Origin of the sequence: Georgenia sp. EYE_87 (assembly GCF_023148685.1) — a bacterium.
Taxonomy (GTDB): domain Bacteria; phylum Actinomycetota; class Actinomycetes; order Actinomycetales; family Actinomycetaceae; genus Georgenia.
Genome location: NZ_JAHXNL010000004.1, coordinates 175,394 through 194,416 on the forward strand (window position 1 = coordinate 175,394; position 19,023 = coordinate 194,416).

At 73.3% G+C, this 19,023-nt stretch carries 18 protein-coding genes; 13 read left to right on the top strand and 5 right to left on the bottom strand.

Annotated features, from left to right (window positions below; genetic code table 11):
• Positions 1-12 precede the first annotated feature (12 nt).
• The 5 genes from KZX45_RS08755 to cofE all read left to right on the top strand — a co-directional run bounded on the left by KZX45_RS08755 (position 13) and on the right by cofE (position 4,576).
• Positions 13-1,356: a 6-phospho-beta-glucosidase gene (locus KZX45_RS08755; RefSeq protein ID WP_248257338.1), complete on the top strand. Its 1,344-nt coding sequence runs from the start codon at positions 13-15 to the stop codon at positions 1,354-1,356.
• Positions 1,357-1,552: 196 nt separating this feature from the next.
• Positions 1,553-2,041: a flavodoxin domain-containing protein gene (locus KZX45_RS08760; RefSeq protein WP_248257339.1), complete on the top strand. Its 489-nt coding sequence runs from the start codon at positions 1,553-1,555 to the stop codon at positions 2,039-2,041.
• Between the two features lie 348 nt (positions 2,042-2,389).
• Complete coding sequence (locus KZX45_RS08765; protein ID WP_248257340.1) at positions 2,390-2,785, top strand: cupin domain-containing protein; 396 nt, start codon at positions 2,390-2,392, stop codon at positions 2,783-2,785.
• Positions 2,786-2,813: 28 nt separating this feature from the next.
• Positions 2,814-3,812: a TIGR03557 family F420-dependent LLM class oxidoreductase gene (locus KZX45_RS08770; RefSeq protein ID WP_248257341.1), complete on the top strand. Its 999-nt coding sequence runs from the start codon at positions 2,814-2,816 to the stop codon at positions 3,810-3,812.
• A gap of 11 nt (positions 3,813-3,823) precedes the next feature.
• Positions 3,824-4,576 (top strand): coenzyme F420-0:L-glutamate ligase, encoded by a 753-nt coding sequence (cofE, locus tag KZX45_RS08775; protein WP_248257419.1) that lies wholly within the window; start codon positions 3,824-3,826, stop codon positions 4,574-4,576.
• Between the two features lie 42 nt (positions 4,577-4,618).
• On the opposite strand, the gene KZX45_RS08780 is transcribed toward cofE, so the two are convergent.
• The 5 genes from KZX45_RS08780 to KZX45_RS08800 form a co-directional block, all read right to left on the bottom strand.
• Entirely contained in the window at positions 4,619-6,160 is a 1,542-nt protein-coding gene (locus KZX45_RS08780; RefSeq protein ID WP_248257342.1) for a DCC1-like thiol-disulfide oxidoreductase family protein, read from the bottom strand.
• On the bottom strand, positions 6,153-6,632 hold the full coding sequence (locus KZX45_RS08785; RefSeq protein WP_248257343.1) for a hypothetical protein: 480 nt from the start codon (positions 6,630-6,632) through the stop codon (positions 6,153-6,155). Before KZX45_RS08785 ends, KZX45_RS08780 begins: the two co-directional genes overlap by 8 nt.
• Positions 6,633-6,784: 152 nt before the next feature.
• Positions 6,785-7,606 carry an ABC transporter ATP-binding protein gene (locus KZX45_RS08790; RefSeq protein ID WP_248257344.1) on the bottom strand — a complete coding sequence of 274 codons (822 nt, stop codon included), beginning with the start codon at positions 7,604-7,606 and terminating at the stop codon, positions 6,785-6,787.
• A complete protein-coding gene (locus tag KZX45_RS08795) occupies positions 7,603-8,670 on the bottom strand; it encodes a putative F420-0 ABC transporter permease subunit (RefSeq protein WP_248257345.1) in 1,068 nt (355 codons plus the stop codon). Before KZX45_RS08795 ends, KZX45_RS08790 begins: the two co-directional genes overlap by 4 nt.
• Positions 8,671-8,765: 95 nt before the next feature.
• Entirely contained in the window at positions 8,766-9,788 is a 1,023-nt protein-coding gene (locus KZX45_RS08800) for a putative F420-0 ABC transporter substrate-binding protein (protein WP_248257346.1), read from the bottom strand.
• Between the two features lie 306 nt (positions 9,789-10,094).
• Here KZX45_RS08800 and KZX45_RS08805 point away from each other — a divergent pair, with 306 nt between their 5' ends.
• From KZX45_RS08805 to KZX45_RS08840, 8 genes are all read left to right on the top strand, one after another.
• Positions 10,095-10,943: a nitrilase-related carbon-nitrogen hydrolase gene (locus tag KZX45_RS08805; protein ID WP_248257347.1), complete on the top strand. Its 849-nt coding sequence runs from the start codon at positions 10,095-10,097 to the stop codon at positions 10,941-10,943.
• Positions 10,944-10,963: 20 nt separating this feature from the next.
• A complete protein-coding gene (gene hydA / locus KZX45_RS08810; protein ID WP_248257348.1) occupies positions 10,964-12,382 on the top strand; it encodes a dihydropyrimidinase in 1,419 nt (472 codons plus the stop codon).
• Positions 12,383-12,420: 38 nt separating this feature from the next.
• Complete coding sequence (locus tag KZX45_RS08815) at positions 12,421-13,437, top strand: TIGR03842 family LLM class F420-dependent oxidoreductase (RefSeq protein WP_248257349.1); 1,017 nt, start codon at positions 12,421-12,423, stop codon at positions 13,435-13,437.
• Positions 13,434-14,441, top strand: coding sequence for an ABC transporter permease (locus tag KZX45_RS08820; RefSeq protein WP_248257350.1), 1,008 nt, complete (start codon positions 13,434-13,436; stop codon positions 14,439-14,441). Before KZX45_RS08815 ends, KZX45_RS08820 begins: the two co-directional genes overlap by 4 nt.
• Entirely contained in the window at positions 14,438-15,313 is an 876-nt protein-coding gene (locus KZX45_RS08825) for an ABC transporter ATP-binding protein (protein WP_248257351.1), read from the top strand. Before KZX45_RS08820 ends, KZX45_RS08825 begins: the two co-directional genes overlap by 4 nt.
• Positions 15,310-16,086, top strand: coding sequence for an ABC transporter permease subunit (locus tag KZX45_RS08830; protein WP_248257352.1), 777 nt, complete (start codon positions 15,310-15,312; stop codon positions 16,084-16,086). Before KZX45_RS08825 ends, KZX45_RS08830 begins: the two co-directional genes overlap by 4 nt.
• A 61-nt stretch (positions 16,087-16,147) precedes the next feature.
• Positions 16,148-17,341 (top strand): ABC transporter substrate-binding protein, encoded by a 1,194-nt coding sequence (locus KZX45_RS08835; RefSeq protein WP_248257353.1) that lies wholly within the window; start codon positions 16,148-16,150, stop codon positions 17,339-17,341.
• A gap of 194 nt (positions 17,342-17,535) precedes the next feature.
• A complete protein-coding gene (locus KZX45_RS08840; protein ID WP_248257420.1) occupies positions 17,536-19,020 on the top strand; it encodes a CoA-acylating methylmalonate-semialdehyde dehydrogenase in 1,485 nt (494 codons plus the stop codon).
• Positions 19,021-19,023 lie beyond the last annotated feature (3 nt).

Consider the following 19,023-nt stretch of genomic DNA (forward strand, 5'->3'; position numbering starts at 1 on the left):
AGCGTGGGCCAGGTGATTCTCACGATCCTGGGCGGCGGGGGCTTCCGCGTGCCGCTGGTGTACGAGGCGGTCGCCGCGGCGCGGCAGCGGGTCGTCGTGGACGAGGTGGTCCTGCTCGACGACGACGCGGGCCGGCTCGGGGTGATGGCGGACGTGCTGGCGCAGGCCGGCGCCGGCGCTGGGGGGCCCGTGCCGCGGGTGCGGGCCACCACCGACCTCGACGACGCCGTCGCGGGCGCGGACGTCATCTTCTCCGCGATCCGGGTGGGCGGGACGGCGGGGCGCACGCGCGACGAGCGGGTGGCGCTCGGCGAGGGGCTGCTCGGGCAGGAGACGGTGGGGCCGGGCGGGCTCGGCTATGCGCTGCGCACCGTCCCCGAGGTCGACCGCATCGCCGCCCGCATCGCGGAGCTCGCCCCGGACGCGTGGACGATCAGCTTCACCAACCCCGCCTCGATCGTCACCGAGGCGATGCGGACATGGCTGGGTGGTCGGGTGGTCGGCATCTGCGACACGCCCATCTCCCTCGTGCGCAGGACGCTGCGCGCCCTGGGGCTGGACGCCCGGGCCTTCGACCGCGGTGAGGTCGAGATCGACTACGCCGGGCTCAACCACCTCGGCTGGCTCCGCGGCGTGCGGGCCGGCGGCGAGGACCTGCTGCCGGCCCTGCTGGGGGACGACGCCGCGCTCGCGGGCCTGGAGGAGGCCCGGCTCATGGGGGCCGAGTGGCTCCGTGCGCTGGGCGCGCTGCCCAACGAGTACCTGTACTACTACGACTTCACCCGCGAGGCCGTGGCCGCCATCGCCTCGCAGGAGTCCACGCGGGGCGAGTTCCTGCTCGCCCAGCAGGGCGCGTTCTACGAGGCGGCCGCGGCCCGGCCCGACCGGGCGCTGGAGCTGTGGCGCGCCACGCTGGCCGAGCGCGAGGCCACGTACATGGCTACGGAGCGCGACGCGCAGCAGGCCGGCGAGCGGGCGGAGGAGGACCTTGGCGGCGGCTACCACGAGGTCGCCGTGGACCTCATGGCGGCGTTGCTCGGCGGCGAGGAGCACCGGATGATCCTGGACGTCGCGAACACCGGGCCCGACGGCGCCCCGCTCGTGGCGGGACTGCCTGGGGACGCCGTGGTGGAGGTGCCGGTCCTGGTCGACAGCGACGGCGCGCACCCGCTGCCGCTGCGACGTCCGCTCGAGCCGGCGATGCTCGCGCGGGTCCAGGCCGTCAAGGCGTGCGAGCGGCTCGCGATCGACGCGGCGCGGTCGGGCTCGCGCGAGACGGCGTGGCTCGCCCTGGCGATGCACCCGCTGGTGGACTCGGCGGCGGTGGCGCGGCGGCTCGTGGACGCCTACCTCTGACCGGCGGTCCGGCGGCCTGGCGTGCGGCGCCCCGGCGTCCGGGCGCCCCGGCGTCCGGGCGTCCCGGCGTCTGGGCGCCGGGCCGGGACCGTGGTCCCTTCCCTCCGGACCCCGCACGGGGTTCTCCTGGGAGGGCAAGGCCGCGGAGCGCGCTCCGCCCCTGGGGCGCCACGCGCGAGGTCAGGGAGGACCGGTCATGCACGTCGCCTACTACCACGCGTCCAGGTTCGGCAACGGTGCCGCGGTGGCGGCCAAGTTCGCGGAGATCATGGCGGCGAGGGGTGTCACGGTCGACGTCCGGCACATGCGCGACGCCGACCCGAAGCGCCTCCCGCCGGCCGACCTGTACGTGTTCAGCACGCCGGGATTCATGGGGAAGCCGCGCCGGACGGCCCGGAGCTTCGCCAAGCACGCGCGGCTGCAGCCGGGCACCCGGTACGCGATCCTCACCACCGAGGTGGCTCCGAGGCCGGACAAGAACGGGCAGCTGCCGGACCCGGAGAAGCTCGACCGGTGGCAACGGGTCATGCCGATCATGAGGGAGCTCCTCGAGGGCAAGGGCGTCGAGGTCGCGGAGGGCACCGTCAGGGTCACCGACCTCAAGGGGCCGCTCGAGGAGGGCTGGGAGGAGAAGGTGCGGGCCTTCGCCGACCGGATCTCCTCGATCCAGAGCTCCGCCGCCTGAGCTCCCACGCCAGGGCCCCGTCCCCGGCCCGACGAGCGTGCGGACCCGGCCCGGCGGACGGGGCCGGGCCGGGCCGCGCCGTCGCGCCCCGCCGTTGTGCTCCGCCGTCGTGCTCCGCCGTTGTGCTCCGCCGTCGTGCTCCGCCGTCGTGCTCCGCCGTCGTGCTCCGCCGTCGTGCTCCGCCGTCGTGCTCCGCCGTCGCGCCCCGCCGTCGCGCCCCGCCGTCGTGCTCCGCCGTCGCCGGAGCGCCGTCGTGGCGCGTCCGCCGTGGTGTCCGGCTGCGGTCCGCGCCGCCCTGCGAGAAGGTGGGACGACGGCGCACCGCGCACCCCGAGCGAGGAGAGACACATGACGATCCACCACTGGTCCCGAGACAGCGAGGCCGAGCAGTCCAAGGACTTCCGGCGGGTGCTGTGGACGGGTGAGCACAGCCAGCTCGTCATCATGACGATCGAGCCCGGCGGGGAGATCGGCGAGGAGACGCACCCCGACAACGACCAGATCCTCAGCTTCGTCTCCGGGTCGGCCAAGGCCGTGATCGAGGGCGAGGAACACCTCGTCGCCGCCGGCGACATCGTCGCCGTGCCGGCCGGGACCAGGCACAACTTCATCAACGTCGGGCACAGCCCCCTGGTCCTCTACACGATCTACGGCCCCGCCCACCACGCCGAGGGAGCGGTGCACGCCACCAAGGAGGAGGCGGACGCCAAGGAGGAGGCCGGCGAGGACGAGCCGCCCCAGTGATCCCGGGCCGGCCTGCCAAGATGGCCCCATGAGTCTGACGATCGGTTACGCCGCAGCCCTCGAGCAGTTCGCGCCCATGGAGGCGGTGGAGTACTCGGCGCTCGCGGAGGAGCACGGCTTCTCCGGGGTGATGGCGGCGGACCACTTCCAGCCGTGGACGCCCACGCAGGGGCAGGCCGGCTTCGTGTGGAACGTGCTGACGGCGGTGGCCGAGCGCACACGGGGCGACCTGGGTCCCGGCGTCACCGCCCCGACCTTCCGCTGGCACCCGGCGATGGTCGCCCAGGCGTCGGCGACGCTGGCGGCGATGTACCCCGGCCGGCACTGGCTGGGGCTCGGGTCCGGGGAGGCGCTGAACGAGCACGTCGTCGGCGGCTACTGGCCCGAGGCGCCCGAGCGGATCAACCGGATGTTCGAGGCGATCGAGATCATCCGCAAGCTCTTCACCAACTCCCTCGCGGGCAAGGACACCAAGCACGCGGGCACGTTCTACAAGCTGGAGTCCACCCGGCTGTGGTCCATGCCCGCGGAGGCGCCGCCGATCCTCGTGGCCACCGGCGGGCCGGTGACCGCCAAGCGGGCCGGCAGGCACGCCGACGGCCTGATCACCGTGGGCGCACCGATCGAGAAGATCGCGGGCCTCTTCGAGAAGTTCGCCGCCGGGGCGAAGGAGGCGGGGAAGGACGCGGACGAGATGCCGAAGGTGCTGCAGCTGCACCTGTCCTGGGCACCCACCGACGAGGAGGCCCTCGCGAACGCGATGGACCAGTGGCCCAACGGCGGGATGAAGTTCCCCAAGGCCGACATCCGCTCGCCCTTCGACTTCGCCGCGATGGCCAAGCTCGTGCGCGAGGAGGACTTCGCCGGGCGCATGGTCATCTCCGCCGACCCCGACGAGCACCGCGCGGAGATCCAGCGCTACGTCGACCTCGGGTTCGACCGCATCTACCTGCACAACGTGGGTCGCAACCAGCGCGAGTGGCTCGAGGTCTTCGGCCGCGACGTCCTGCCCGGCCTCGCCCGGTGAGCGTCAACGGCATGCTGCTCGCCCAGGCGCCCGACGGCGTCCCCACCATCACGCGGGGCGACGATCTCGCCGCGCTCCTCGTCCCCGTGCTCGAACGGCTCACCTGGCCCGACGGCTCCACCGGGCTCGCGGAGGGCGACGTCGTCGTGGTCGCCTCGAAGATCGTCGCCAAGGCCGAGGGCCGACTGGTCGCCGCCCGGGACGACGCCGAGCGGGAGTCCGTGATCGCGGGCGAGACGGTGCGGGTGGTGGCCGAGCGCGAACGACCCGACGGCACGACCCTGCGCATCGTGGAGAACCGGCTCGGCCTGGTCATGGCCGCCGCCGGTGTCGACGCCTCCGACGTGCCGCCCGGGACGGCGCTGCTGCTCCCCGCGGACCCCGACGAGTCGGCGCGACGGCTGCGCCGCGGGCTCCACGCCCGCACGGGGGTGCGGCCCGGAGTGCTGATCACCGACACCGCCGGCCGGCCGTGGCGGAGGGGGGTGGTCGACATGGCCATCGGGGCGGCGGGCGTGGAGGTCCTGTCCGACCTGCGCGGCAGCACGGACGCGTACGGCAAGGAGCTCCGGACGACGGTGATCGGGGTGGCGGACGAGATCGCCGCGGCGGCCGAGCTGGTCAAGGGCAAGGTGTCGGGACGGCCGGTCGCCGTGGTGCGCGGCATGGGCCACGTCGTGACGGTGGCGGACGGCGACGGCGCCGCGTCGCTGATCCGTCCGGCGGTCGAGGACATGTTCCGCCACGGGGTTTCGCAGGACTGACCCTGCGAGGATCCTCTCGCCCTCGCCCCCCCCGGCACGAGCTCAGGAGTCGCGGCGGGGGCCCGGGTCGGGCGGCGCGCCTCCCGGACCCGCGTGCTCGTCGTCCCGGACCGGGGCGGGGGTGAGCTCGCAGCTGTCGGTGCCGCCGGGCATGCGGTGCCGGCGGGCCGCGACGGCTCGGTAGACCACGTCCGCCACCGGGCGCACGGGGTCGCTGGCGATCAGCAGCCCAGCCACCGTCGCCAGGCCTCCGCGCGCGACCATCGCGGCAGCGATCGCCCCGCTCCCGCCGCGTAGCGGCCCGGTGCCCGACTGCCAGTACGCCTGCCGCGAGAGGTCCTCCTCGCGCAGACCGAGCCCGGCCAGGTCGGGCACCGACTGCCACGGCACGATCGCCACCCGGTCCGGACGCCGCCGGGCGAGCCAGAGCGCCGCACGGGTGCAGAAGCCGCAGTCCGCGTCGTACAGCAGCCGGCCGGAGGTGTCGGCGCCCCGGCGGACCGCCCGGGCGGACTGGCCGAGCCGCACCACGGGCGCCAGCAGGAACCAGGCCCCGACGATCCCGCCCGCGACGAGCACGACCGGGTAGACGACGTCGGCAGCGTTGCCCACGGCCTCGATCAGCAGGGACCAGCCGATGCCTCCGGCGAGCACCACGACCGGGGCGAGGCGGACGAGCCGGGCCGGCGGGGCGTACGAGCGGCGCAGAGCACGGGGCACCGGCACGCGGTCCCACGGCACCACGAAGCCGTACGTCACGACGTTCATGAAGAAGGCGATGTTCATCATGAGCCACACGCCCAGGTGGAACGTCGCAGCCACCGCGAACGCCAGCCGCGTGGTCGTCCACCACAGCACGGCGACGATCATTCCCGCCTCGAGGACGATCGTGGCGATGTCGAGGATCTCCCAGAACACCGGGTGGTCGAAGTCGAGGAAGAACGGGGCGAGGAGCTCGTCCTTGCCGTTCGTGAAGTACTGCCGGACCTGATGGCCCTGGACGGCCTGCGTCTGCAGACTGAGCCAGTCGCCGCGGATCTTCGGCCAGGCGGCCGTGAGGAACCCCAGGCCGATCATGAGCGCGTACAGCCGGAGCGGCCACTGCTCCGCGCGCTCGGGGGGCTCAGGCAGCCCCCGTGCGCGCCGCCGCACCGCGTCGAGGGAGAGCCGGTCGCCCCACCCGGCGAGCGCCATCGCAGCCGGGAGCAGCACAAGAAATATGTCGTGGTCGATCTTGCCGAGGCTGTACGTGAACCCGAAACCGGTCATTGCGACGATCACCGAGAGAAATGACGCGACTCGCGTGAACCACCCGAGGAGAATGGCGAACAGGCACGCCGCGAAAAGCGCCTCCAGGCTGCGCAGGACTAATTCAGGAGGAAATCCCGGGAAAAGCATGAACGGCCCGGGCGGCGCAATGTACATCGAGTCGGGGAACAGCGCCGGCCACGAGAAGTCAGGAAGCGTCAGCAGGGCGATGACCCCGTACAGGACGCGGTACCTGGCGAGCGAGGTCCGGGTGAACGCGCCACCGTGGATCCAGGCGTCGATCCGGTCGGTCCCGGTCGCCGTCGCGCTACTCATCCCGGCCCCCGAACGGGACGACGGTCCGGTCGCCCACCGTGAAGCGCGGAGGGCCGTCGTCGTCCAGGTCGTAGTGGGCGGTGCGCCAGCTGATCACGGCGCGGACCGGTTCGCGCCCGCCACCGAGGTCGGACACGCGTCTCTCCAGCCACGCCACCGTCCCGGGGAGGTCCCGTCGCGGGCTGTCCGGCCGGAAGGCCGTCGAGAAGATCCGCGTGGGCGAGGACTTGGCCTGCGCCATGACCTCGAGGTGGGTGAATGTCGCGGAGCCGCCGTCGGTGTAGACGACCGTGACGGTCGGCTCGTCCGAGTCGACGGTGCCGGCGACCGGGCCGATCCCGCCGAACCCGGGCTGGAAGAGGCCGGGATACGGCTCCCGCCACATCTCGTCCACCGCCACCTGAGCGACAAATCCAGTCAGGACCAGGATGAAAATGCCCCGGACCGCACGAGAATTCCGAGTCGTCCTCATCGCGCCAACGTAGCGTCCGGCGTGGTCGGCGGGAGGTGGATCGGACGCACTTTATCGCCCGTCGGGGAAACGGTTTTATACGGGTGCCAGCTTTATGAATGTCTCTCCAGAATTCCCGCTGCCGCCGCCGCCGCAGCAGCCGGCCCGGGCGGTCAGCCGCGTCCGAGCGACGCGCTCGTCGATCGCTCCGGCTCGTGCTCGGCACCGCCCCTGCGGTCCATCACCAGGAGATCGTGGCCGCCGGCGCGCACGCGCTCGGCGGCGACCCCGTACACCGTGCTCACGAGCTCACCGGAGAGCACCTCCGCGGGCCTGCCGGCCGCGACCACCGCGCCGCACGACATCACGACCACCTGGTCGGCATGACGAAGGGCGTGGTTCAGGTCGTGCAGCGCCGCCAGCACCGCCACCCCGTCGCCGGCGAGCGTCCGCGCCAGCGCGAGCACGTCGAGCTGGGCGGCGACGTCGAGGTGGTTGGTGGGCTCGTCGAGCAGGAGCACCCCGGGCTGCTGCGCCAGCGCGCGCGCCAGGTGCACGCGCTGACGCTCGCCGCCGGACAGCGTGGAGAAGTCCCGGGCGGCGAGCTCCGACGCACCGGCGCGCTCGAGCGCCGCACCCGCGATCTCGAGGTCGGAGGCCGAGTCCGCGCCCCACCGCGGGCGGTGGGGCGTCCTACCGAGCAGCACCACGTCGAGAACCTGCCGGGACACCGGCGCCGAGGAGTCCTGCTCCACGAGCGCCATCCGCCGGGCGCGCTCACGGCGCGTGAGCCGGCCGAGGTCGGCGCCGTCGAGCATGACGGAGCCGCCCGCCGGCAGCGCGCCCACGAGGACGCGCAGCAGCGTCGACTTCCCGGCGCCGTTGGGTCCCACCACGACGGTCACGGCCCCCGCGGGGACGTGCACGTCGACCCCGTCGAGGATCGTCACGCCGTCGACGCTCACGCGCATCCCGGCGACCGTCAGGCTGCTCACGAGGCCGCCCGCCGGCGCAGGAGGACGGCGAAGACCGGGGCCCCGATCACGGCGGTGAGGATGCCGACCGGCAGCTCCCGGGGCTCGAAGAGGCTGCGGGCGGCGGTGTCCGCGAGCAGCAGGAACGTGGCGCCCGCGAGAGCGGCGACGGGGAGGACCCGGTGGTGCCGGTCGCCGACGACCAGCCGCACGGCGTGGGGCACCACGAGACCGACGAAACCGATCGCGCCGGCCACGGACACCAGCAGCCCGGTCAGGAGCGCCGCAGCCCCGAGCAGCACCCAGCGCGTGCGGGTGACGGCCACGCCGAGCGAGGCCGCGGAGACGTCGCCGAACGTGAAGGCGTCGAGCGCCCGTGCCCTGCCGGCGAGGAACGTGCCGACGACGGCGGTCGCGCCGAGGGCGGTGAGCGCCTCCGGCCACGTCGCCCCGCCGAGCGAGCCCATGAGCCAGGTGAGGATCTCCCGGTAGGAGTCGCCGGTCGAGGACCAGAAGATGACGAAGCTGACGACGGCGGAGCCGGCCTGGGCCACGGCCACGCCGGCCAGCACGGTGCGCACGGGGCTCAGTCCGCCGCCGCGTCCGGTCGCCAGCCCGAGCGTGAGCACCAGCGCCGCCATGGCACCGGCGAAGGCTGCGACGGGCAGCGCGGCGGCCAGCCCGAGCACGAGCACGAGCACGGCGCCCACGGACGCCCCGGAGGAGACGCCCAGGAGGTAGGGGTCGGCCAGCGGGTTGCGGGTCAGGGCCTGCATCACGCCGCCGCACAGGGCCAGCCCGGCCCCGACGGCGGCGGCCGCGACCACGCGGGGCGCCCGCCCGGACCAGATGATGGCGTCCTGGATCTCGGTCAGCGGGTTGACGGGGCACCAGCCGGCCCCCGGCGTCCCGAGGCGGCCGCACAGATGGTGCCAGGCGGAGGTCCACACCTGCGCCGTCGAGATGTCCGCCTGCCCCAGCGTCAGCGCCCAGCCGGCGACGACGACCAGGACGGCGGCGAGCACCACCAGCACCAGCCCCAGGGGCGCGCGGGACCGTCCCGCGGGCCGTTGAGGCTGCGGCATGCGGCCGGAGGGGCGCGCCGGAGGGCCGACCGGGCCGGCCGAGCCACCCGGCGCGGCGGGCCGGGTCGCTGCCCGGTCTGCCGGTCGGGTGGCGGTCAGCGGGCCACCTCCAGCTCGGCCAGCTGCGCGGCCAGGTCGGTCACGGCCGGCACGTTGCGCATGCCGGCCTCGGTCGCGGGGAACGGCACGACCAGGTACCGCTCCTCCTGCACGGCCGGCAGCGTGGCCGTGACCGGGTTCCGCTCCAGGGCCTCCTTCTTGTGCTCGGCAGTGTTCCACGCGGCGTCGACCAGCACGACGACGTCCGGGTTCGCCTCCGCCACCGCCTCCCAGCCGAGCGAGGTCCAGGTGTCCTGCACGCCGGCCGCGACGTTCTCCAGCCCGACCGCGTCCATGATCATCTGCGGCGCCCCGATGCCCGCCCCCACGTACGGCACGTCCTCGCCCGAGGAGTACCACAGCGCGGTGAGCCCCGCCCCGGACGGGACGACCGCGTCGAGCTCGGCACGCTGCGCGGCCACCAGCTCCGCCGCGGCCTCGTCCTCGCCGAGCATGCGCCCGACCTCGGTGATCTCCTCCAGGACGAGGTCGAAGGTGAGCCGCTCCGGGCGGTGCTCCGCCCCCTTGCACGCCGAGGGGGAGACGTACGTGGCGACGCCGAGGTCCTGGTACGTCTGCCGCTCGCCCGCGCCGTCGGCGCTGAGGTTGGACTCCCAGCCCGCGTAGACCAGGTCCGGCTCCAGCTCCAGGACGGCCTCCTGAGCAGGGTTCTTCTCCGCCAGCACGGGCACGTCGGCCGCCGCCGGCGCCAGCTCCGCCGGCACGTCGCCGTCCGCGAAGGCGGTGCCCACCAGCCGGTCGCCGGCCCCCAGGGCCAGCACCATCTCGGTCGCCGAGGACTTGATGGTCACGATCCGCTCGGGCGGCTCCTCGAGCGTCGCGTCCACGCCGCACGAGGACACAGCGAGGGGGAAGGCACCCGCGGGGGAGGCGGAGGCGGCGGAGGACGACGGCGCAGCCTCGCCGGGGCCGGCGACGCCCGGGTCGGCAGCGCCCGGGCCGGTGGCGCCCGAGCCGGCGCAGCCGGACAGGAGCGCGGCGACGGCGAGGCCGGCCACGGGCGGAAGGGTGCGGCGCCGGGAGAGGCGGCGGGGAGCAGCGGGCACGGGAGGGTCTCCGGGAGATCGTCGGTCTGGTCGCCGCAGTCACCGCGCTGCGCTCGGCGGACCGTGACCCACGTCCAGGCCAACGCTCAGAGTCAGTGCCGACCCGAGGTCCGACGCCATCGTAGCCCCGCCCACCTGCACATCTGCGCAATCGCCCCCGGCCGGGCCCGGGGCAGGGCACGATGTCACCTAGCGAGCCCCCGGCAGCGCCGCCGGGGGAGGCGAGGACCGCACCAGTCACACCCGCTGGAGGATTCGATGACCGTTCGGAAGATCGCCCTGACCCAGACGCCGTGGACCGGGGACAAGGAGTCGATGATCGCCCTGCACGAGGACTGGACCCGTCAGGCGGCGGCCCAGGGGGCCGAGGCGATCTGCTACCAGGAGCTCTTCTACGGCCCCTACTTCGGCATCACGCAGGACACGAAGTACTACGCCTACGCCGAACCGGTCCCGGGGGCGACGACCGAGCGCTTCGCGGCCCTGGCGAAGGAGCTGGGCATGGTGATCGTGCTCCCGATCTACGAGCAGGACGCGCCGGGCATCTACTACAATACCGCCGTCGTCATCGACGCGGACGGCTCGGTCCTGGGCAGGTACCGCAAGCACCACATCCCGCACCTGCCGAAGTTCCAGGAGAAGTTCTACTTCCGCCCGGGGAACCTCGGCTACCCCGTCTTCGACACCGCTATCGGCAAGGTCGGCGTGTACATCTGCTACGACCGGCACTTCCCGGAGGGCTGGCGCGAGCTGGGCCTGAACGGCGCCGAGATCGTCTTCAACCCCAACGCCACCGCGCCGGGCATCTCCAACCGGAACTGGGAGCTCGAGCAGCCCGCGGCGGCACTCGCCAACGAGTACTTCATCGCGGCCGCCAACCGGGTCGGCGCCGAGACGAACGAGTACGGCGACGAGGCGGTGACCTTCTACGGCAGCTCGTACGTGGTGGGGCCGGACGGGATGTTCGTGGGGGAGTGGGCCTCGAGCACCGAGGCCGAGATGAAGGTCTGGGAGATCGACCTCGACCTCATCAAGGTGGTGCGCGACCGCTGGCAGTTCTACCGCGACCGCCGGCCCGACTCCTACGCCGCCGTGACGGCCCCCTGACCGGCGAAGGAGCGCGCGCCGTGAAGACCCTCGTCACCGGCGGCACCGTGGTCAGCTCCACGGGCCGCTCGCAGGCCGACGTCCTCATCGACGGCGAGACCGTCGCCGCCGTCCTCCCGCCCGGTTCCACCCTCCTCGGGTTCGACGTCGCCGCGAACGTCGACACCGTGATCGACGCGACCGGCAAGTACGTCATCCCCGGCGGTATCGACGCCCACACCCACATGGAGATGCCGTTCGGCGGCACCCAGGCCTCCGACACCTTCGAGACCGGGACGACGGCGGCGGCGTGGGGCGGGACGACGACGATCGTCGACTTCGTGGTCCAGTACCCCGGCCAGGACCCGCAGGAGCAGTACCAGCTCTGGCACGAGAAGGCCGACGGCAGCTGCGCCGTCGACTACGGCTTCCACCAGATCCTGTCCGACGTCCAGGACTCCACGCTCACCGCCATGGACGCCCTGCTGAAGGAGGGCGTCACCAGCTTCAAGCTCTTCACCGCCTACAAGGGCGTCTTCCTCTCCGACGACGGCCAGATCCTCAAGGCCATGCAGCGCGCCGCCCACAACGGCGCCATGATCATGGGCCACGCGGAGAACGGCTCGGTCATCGACGTCCTCGTCCAGCAGGCGCTCGCCCGCGGCGAGACGGACCCGATCCACCACGGCCTCACCCGCCCGTGGCAGGCCGAGGAGGAGGCCACCCACCGACTGATCATGCTGGCCGACCTGACGGGCGCGCCGCTGTACGTCGTCCACGTCTCCGCCCGGCAGGCGGCCGACCAGATCGCGGCGGCCCGGGCCCGGGGGCAGAACGTCTTCGGCGAGACCTGCCCGCAGTACCTCTACCTCTCCCTCGAGGAGCAGCTCGGGGCGCCGGGTTTCGAGGGGGCCAAGTGGGTGTGCTCGACGCCGCTGCGCTCGCGCGCCGAGGGCCACCAGAACCACCTGTGGCACTCGCTGCGCACCAACCACCTCCAGGTGGTCTCGACCGACCACTGCCCCTTCTGCATGAAGGACCAGAAGGAGATGGGGATCGGTGACTTCTCCAAGATCCCCAACGGCATCGGAGGGGTGGAGCACCGCCTGGACCTGCTCTACCAGGGTGTGGTCACGGGGGAGATCACCCTCGAGCGGTGGGTGGAGCTGTGCAGCGTCACCCCGGCGCGGATGTTCGGCCTGTACGGGAGGAAGGGCGTCATCGCCCCCGGGGCCGACGGCGACGTCGTCGTCTACGACCCGAACGGACACACCAGCATCGGGCTCGGCAAGACCCACCACATGAACATGGACTACTCCGCCTACGAGGGCTTCGAGGTCGACGGCCACGTCGACACCGTCATCTCCCGCGGGGAGGTGATCGTCGACGGCGGTCAGTTCCACGGTCGGGCCGGCCACGGCGAGTACCTCCGCCGCGGCCTCTCGCAGTACCTCGTCTGAGCGGCCGACCCCAGCAGTACCCGACGTGAGGAGGCGCCATGGACTTCGGTGTCGTGCTGCAGAACAACCCGCCGGCGGCCCGGGTGGTGGACCTCGCCCGCCTCGCGGAGACGCACGGCTTCTCCCACGTGTGGACGTTCGACTCCCACCTGCTCTGGCAGGAGCCGTTCGTCGTCTACAGCCAGATCCTGGCTCACACGCGCAAGGTGATCGTCGGGCCGATGGTCACCAACCCCATCACCCGCGACGTGACGGTGACGGCCTCGGCCTTCGCCACGCTCAACGAGATGTTCGGCAACCGCACGGTGTGCGGGATCGGCCGCGGCGACTCGGCGGTCCGCGTGCTCAACGGCCGCCCGGCCACGCTCGCGCAGCTGCGCGACGCGGTGCACGTCATCCGCGAGCTCGCGAACGCCCGGCCGGTGGAGATCAACGGTTCCACCGTGCGCTTCCCGTGGACGCTGACCTCGCGGCTCGAGGTCTGGGTGGCCGGGTACGGGCCCAAGACCCTCGCGCTGACCGGCGACGTCGCCGACGGGTTCATCCTCCAGCTCGCCGACCCCGACGTCACCGCCTGGACCATCCGGGTGGTGCGCGAGGCCGCCGAGAAGGCCGGCCGCGACCCGGACACCCTGCAGTTCTGCGTCGCGGCGCCGATGTACGTCGGCGAGGACCGCGCGCACATGCACGACCAGACCCGGTGGTTCGGCGGCATGGTCGGCAACCACGTCGCCGAGCTCGTCGCCCGGTACGGCCAGGACTCCACCCTGCCGCACGCCCTGACCGACTACATCGCCGGCCGCAAGGACTACGACTACAACGAGCACGGCCAGGCCGGGAACACCCACACCGACTTCGTGCCGGACGAGGTGGTCGAGCGGTTCTGCCTCCTCGGCACCTGGCAGGAGCACGTCGCCCGGCTCAAGGAGCTCGCCGGCCTGGGTGTCACCCAGTTCGCCGGCTACCTCATGCACGACAACAAGGAGGAGACCCTGCGCGAGTACGGCGAGCACGTGATCCCCGCGCTGCGGGAGCACGTGCTGGCGAAGGCATGAGCGACGACGTCGACGCCGGGATGACGGTCAGCGACATGGCGGCCGACGCCGCCGTGCTCGCCCCGAGCCTCGGCGCGGCGGGCGAGACCACGGCCGGCGGGCCGGCGGGGCGCAGGGCCGCCCTGCGCGGCCTGCCCACCTGGGCGCGGGCCGCGGTGTTCGGCGCCGCCGGGGTGGTGGTGCTCGCGGCGCTGTGGGAGCTGTACAAGTTCGTCGGGCCGCAGGACGGGGTCAGCCTGGGGGACAACCGGGTCCTGCCCCGCACCACGGACCTCGCGATGCCGCACGTGTGGGAGATGCTCGCCGAGCTCGGGCAGCCGCTCAGCTCCGCCACGAACGCCCCCGTGCTGTGGGTCGCGGTCCTCCGGGCCTGCACGGCCAGCGCGGTGATCGCCCTGGTGGGGTGGGTGACCGGGGTCGTCGTCGGGATGCTGCTGGCGCTCGCGATGCTCCGGGTGCGGATCGTCGAGTCCGCCGTCCTGCCGCTGGTGATCCTGAGCCAGACCGTCCCCCTCATCGCCCTGGCGCCGTTGGTGAGCAACTGGGGGAACCGCATCCGCGTCGGTCCGTGGGAGTGGCAGGAGTGGACGTCGGTGGCGGTGATCGCCGCCTACCTGGCGTTCTTCCCCGTCGCCGTCGGGGCGCTGCGCGGGTTGCAGTCCCCGGACGTCATCCACCGGGAGCTCATGCGCTCCTACGGCGCCGGCTGGTGGCAGACCCTCCTGCGCCTGCGCCTGCCGGCCAGCGTGCCCTACCTCCTGCCCGCCCTGCGCCTCGCGGGTGCGAACGCCGTGGTGGGCACCGTCGTCGGCGAGGTCTCCACCGGCCTGCCGGGCGGGGTGGGGCGCATGATCATCGAGTTCGCCAACTTCGCCTCCAGCGCCCCGGCCCGGCCCTGGGCCCCGCTCCTCGGCGCCGTCCTCCTGGGCCTGCTCACCGCCGGCCTGGTGGCCCTGATCGGCACGGGCCTGCACCGGTTCCGGCGCACGGAGGTGGCGGGATGAGCCGGCCGGCCGACGGCGGCGCGGCCCACGGCGGCGGGGCCGTGGGTGGCGGGGCCGTGGGCGCCCCCCGCGGCGCGGCCGTCGAGATTGCGTCGGTGGGCCGCGTCTTCGGGTCCGGCCGCGACGCCGTCAGCGCCCTCGAGGACATCGACCTCACCGTGGCTGACGGGGAGTTCGTCTCCCTCATCGGCCCCTCCGGGTGCGGCAAGAGCACGCTGCTGCGTCTCGTCGCCGACCTCGACCGGCCCACCTCCGGGCGGATCACCGTCTTCGGCCGCAGCGCCGAGCAGGCCCGGCTCGCCCACGACTACGGCATCGCGTTCCAGCAGGCCGGCCTGCTGCCGTGGCGCACGGTCCGCGGGAACGTCGAGCTGCCCCTGTCCCTGCACGGGGTCGGCCGGGCCGCCCGGGCGCGGCGCGCGGACGAGCTGCTCGCGATGGTCGGTCTGACCGACTTCGCCGACAGCTTCCCCGACCAGCTCTCCGGCGGCATGCAGCAGCGGGTGGCCATCGCCCGCGCGCTCGCGGAGGAGCCCAGCCTGCTGCTCATGGACGAGCCGTTCGGCGCGCTCGACGAGATGACCCGCGAGCGGCTCCAGACCGAGCTCGTGCGCATCTGCGCCGAGACGCGCGCCGCCGTCGTCTTCGTGACCCACTCGATCCCGGAGGCGGTCTACCTCTCCGACCGGGTGGTCGTCATGTCCCCGCGGCCGGGGCGCGTCCAGGACGTCGTGACCATCGGGCTCGAGCGTCGGCCGGGGGAGTCGGAGCAGCTGCGCGAGGAGGACGCCTACTTCGACGCCGTCCGCCGGGTGCGCGAGGCGCTCCACGCCGGCAGCGGGGTGCCGTCCCGCGGGGTGGAGAACCGGTGAACGCCCGGGCGGACCTCGCGCGGCCGGCCGCCCCTGTCGTGCTCGCGCTTGTGCTGGTCGGGCTCTGGCAGGCGGTGGTCGTCGTGGCCGGCGTCCCGGCCTTCCTCCTCCCGAGCCCGTCGCACATCGGCAGCGAGGTCGTCGCCATGTGGCCGACCCTCTCCGGCGCGCTGGTCGCCACCGGCCTCAACGCCTTCGTCGGTCTCGCGGTCGGGGCGCTCGGCGGGGTGCTCGGCGCCGTCGTCGCCAACGCGCTGCCCGTGGTCCGGCAGATGGTCTCCCCGCTGGTGGCCGGCCTCGCCGTCGTCCCGATCGTCGCGCTGGCGCCCGTCCTCTACACGATGCTCGGCGCCGACTCGGAGATGGCGCGTCGCGTGGTCTGCGGGATCACGGCGTTCGTCCCGGTGTTCATCACCACCCTGCGCGGCCTCCAGCAGGTCCGGCCGGTGCACCGCGACCTCATGCGCGTCTACGCCGCCTCGTCCCTGCAGGCGGCCCGGGCCGTGACCGTCCCGACCGCGCTGCCCTTCGTGTTCACCGGCCTGCGGCTCGCCTCGTCCCTGTCGGTCATCGCCGCCATCGTCGCGGAGTACTTCGGCGGTCCCCGCACCGGCATCGGCTCGTTCATCACGACGGCCGCCGCCGGCAGCAACTACGCCCGTGCCTGGGCCTTCGTGGTCGGGGGCATCGTCCTCGGCCTGGTCTTCTACGCCGTCTCGCTCGGGCTCGAGAGCCTCGTGCGACGGCGCACCGCACCCGGGCGGGGCGCATGAGCGCCGCGACGGGCGCCACCGCCCACCGCACCGTCGTCCGCCCACGCAGGAGGAAGACCTCATGAGCATCATCCGCCCCCGCGCCGCCACCGCGCGGACCACGATCACCGCCCGGACCCGCGCCGCCGCCGCCCTCGCCGCGGCCGGTGCCCTCACCCTCGCCGCCTGCTCGACGACGGACCCCGAGGCCCCCGCGACGGGCGGCGGCGGGGCCGACGGTGACGGCGGTCTCACCCCCGTCACGCTCCAGCTGCAGTGGCTCACGCAGGGCCAGTTCGCCGGCTACTACGCGGCGCTCGACCAGGGCTACTACGAGGACGCCGGGCTCGACGTCGAGATCGTCCAGGGCGGCGGCGACGTCGTGCCGCAGGACGCCCTCGCCGGCGGCCAGGCCGACTACGCGATCGCCTGGGTCCCCAAGGTGCTCGGCTCGATCGAGCAGGGCGCGGAGATCACCAACGTCGCCCAGATCTTCGAGCGGTCCGGCACGTTGCAGATCGCCTTCGCCGACTCGGGCATCGAGGAGGTGGCCGACCTCGAGGGCAAGAAGGTGGGCAGCTGGGGATTCGGCAACGAGTGGGAGCTCTTCGCCGGCCTGAACAAGGCCGGGGTGACCGACTTCGAGCTCGTCACGCAGGCCTTCGACATGAACGCCTTCCTCGCCGGGGACATCGATGCCGCGCAGGCCATGACCTACAACGAGTGGGCCCAGGTGCTCGAGGCGGAGAACCCCGAGACGGGCGAGCTCTACCAGCCCGAGGACTTCAACGTCATCGACTGGAACGACGTCGGCACCGCGATGCTGCAGGACGCGATCTGGGCGGACGCGCAGCGGCTGGCCGAGGACGAGGCGTACGCCGACACCACGGTCGCCTTCCTCAAGGCGTCCATCCAGGGCTGGGTCTTCGCCCGCGACAACCCGGAGGAGGCCGCCACCATCGTCACCGAGGCGGGCTCCACGCTGGGGAAGAGCCACCAGCTGTGGATGGTCAACGAGACGAACAAGCTCATCTGGCCGTCCACCTCCGGCGGGATCGGCACGATCGACCAGGAGGCCTGGGAGGCCACCGTCGAGATGGCCATGCAGACCTCCAACGAGACCGGCGCGACGATCATCACCGAGGAGCCGCCGGAGACGGCCTACACCAACGAGTACGTCGAGCGGGCCCTCGCGGAGCTGGCGGACGAGGGGGTGGACGTCGTCGGCGAGGACTTCGAGCCGATCGAGGTCGAGCTCCTGCCGGGAGGCAACTGAGCGGAGGAACCGGACGCGCAGGAACCGGGCGCGGAAGGAGCCGCCGCACCCGCGGCGGGCCGAACCCCTTCCGGTCCGCAGCCCGAGAGGGCAGGCTCATCACCACAGGGCACGCCCGGGCGGTGCCCGAGCTTCTCGACGAGGAGAGCACCATGACCAGCACCCAGACCACGTCCTCACCCATCACCACCTCGATGGTGGCCCACTGGGTGGACGGCCGGCCCTACTCGGGCACCTCGGACCGCTCCGGCGAGGTGTTCGACCCCGCCACCGGGGAGGTCGCGAGACGGGTCGCGTTCGCCGCGGCCGAGGACGTCGACGCGGCCGTCGCGTCGGCGAGGGCGGCGTTCCCCGCCTGGCGGGCGGCCTCGCTGGCGCGCCGCACCCAGGTCCTCTTCGCCTTCCGTGAGCTCCTCGCCGCGCGGCGCGAGGAGCTGGCGGCGATCCTCACCGCCGAGCACGGCAAGGTCCTCTCCGACGCCCTCGGCGAGGTCGCCCGCGGCCTGGAGGTGGTGGAGTTCGCCTGCGGGATCGCGCACCTGCTCAAGGGGTCGACGTCGGAGAACGTCTCCACCGGCGTCGACGTCTCCTCGGTCCGCCAGCCCCTGGGCCCGGTGGCGATCATCTCGCCGTTCAACTTCCCGGCCATGGTCCCGATGTGGTTCTACCCGATCGCGATCGCGGCCGGGAACACCGTGGTCCTCAAGCCCTCCGAGAAGGATCCCTCCGCCTCGCTGTGGATGGCCGAGCGCCTCGCCGAGGCCGGCCTGCCCGCCGGGGTCTTCAACGTGGTGCAGGGCGACAAGGTCGCCGTCGACGCCCTCCTGACCCACCCCGACATCACGGCGGTCTCCTTCGTCGGCTCGACCCCGGTCGCCCGGCACGTCTACGAGACCGCCACCTCCCACGGCAAGCGCGTCCAGGCGCTCGGCGGCGCGAAGAACCACATGGTCGTCCTGCCCGACGCCGACCTCGACCTGGCGGCGGACGCGGCCGTCAACGCGGGGTACGGCTCGGCGGGGGAGCGGTGCATGGCCATCTCGGCCCTGGTCGTGGTCGAGCCCGTGGCCGACGAGCTGGTGGCGAAGATCGCCGAGCGCTCCCGCGGTCTGAAGGTCGGCGACGGCCGCCGCGGCTGCGACATGGGGCCGCTCATCACCCGCGCCCACCGCGACCGCGTGGCCGGCTACATCGACGCCGGCCGGGCGGCGGGCGCCCAGGTCGTGGTGGACGGCCGCGGGGTGGAGCCCGACGGCGCAGCGGACGGGTTCTGGCTCGGCCCCACCCTGCTGGACCGCGTGACGCCGGGGATGAGCGTCTACACCGACGAGATCTTCGGCCCCGTCCTCTCCGTCGTCCGCGTCGGCAGCTACGAGGAGGCGCTGGAGATCATCAACGCCAACCCGTACGGCAACGGCACCGCGATCTTCACCAACGACGGCGGCGCCGCCCGCCGGTTCGGCAACGAGGTCGAGGTGGGCATGGTCGGGATCAACGTGCCGATCCCGGTGCCGGTGGGCTACTACTCCTTCGGCGGCTGGAAGAACTCCCTCTTCGGCGACTCCCACGCCTACGGCCCCGACGGCGTCCACTTCTACACCCGGACCAAGGCCATCACCACCCGGTGGCTGGACCCCAGCCACGGCGGCATCAACCTCGGCTTCCCCCAGCACTCCTGAGAC

What these genes read in the sequence shown, in the direction of transcription:
- KZX45_RS08780 (WP_248257342.1), bottom strand. Translation starts at nt 6,160, where the DNA reads ATGAGTAGCGCGACGGCGACCGGGACCGACCGGATCGACGCCTGGATC.
- KZX45_RS08815 (WP_248257349.1), top strand. Translation starts at nt 12,421, where the DNA reads ATGGACTTCGGTGTCGTGCTGCAGAACAACCCGCCGGCGGCCCGGGTG.
- KZX45_RS08825 (WP_248257351.1), top strand. Translation starts at nt 14,438, where the DNA reads ATGAGCCGGCCGGCCGACGGCGGCGCGGCCCACGGCGGCGGGGCCGTG.
- KZX45_RS08770 (WP_248257341.1), top strand. Translation starts at nt 2,814, where the DNA reads ATGAGTCTGACGATCGGTTACGCCGCAGCCCTCGAGCAGTTCGCGCCC.
- KZX45_RS08785 (WP_248257343.1), bottom strand. Translation starts at nt 6,632, where the DNA reads ATGAGGACGACTCGGAATTCTCGTGCGGTCCGGGGCATTTTCATCCTG.
- KZX45_RS08765 (WP_248257340.1), top strand. Translation starts at nt 2,390, where the DNA reads ATGACGATCCACCACTGGTCCCGAGACAGCGAGGCCGAGCAGTCCAAG.
- cofE (WP_248257419.1), top strand. Translation starts at nt 3,824, where the DNA reads ATGCTGCTCGCCCAGGCGCCCGACGGCGTCCCCACCATCACGCGGGGC.
- KZX45_RS08795 (WP_248257345.1), bottom strand. Translation starts at nt 8,670, where the DNA reads ATGCCGCAGCCTCAACGGCCCGCGGGACGGTCCCGCGCGCCCCTGGGG.
- KZX45_RS08835 (WP_248257353.1), top strand. Translation starts at nt 16,148, where the DNA reads ATGAGCATCATCCGCCCCCGCGCCGCCACCGCGCGGACCACGATCACC.
- KZX45_RS08840 (WP_248257420.1), top strand. Translation starts at nt 17,536, where the DNA reads ATGGTGGCCCACTGGGTGGACGGCCGGCCCTACTCGGGCACCTCGGAC.
- KZX45_RS08760 (WP_248257339.1), top strand. Translation starts at nt 1,553, where the DNA reads ATGCACGTCGCCTACTACCACGCGTCCAGGTTCGGCAACGGTGCCGCG.
- KZX45_RS08820 (WP_248257350.1), top strand. Translation starts at nt 13,434, where the DNA reads ATGAGCGACGACGTCGACGCCGGGATGACGGTCAGCGACATGGCGGCC.
- KZX45_RS08805 (WP_248257347.1), top strand. Translation starts at nt 10,095, where the DNA reads ATGACCGTTCGGAAGATCGCCCTGACCCAGACGCCGTGGACCGGGGAC.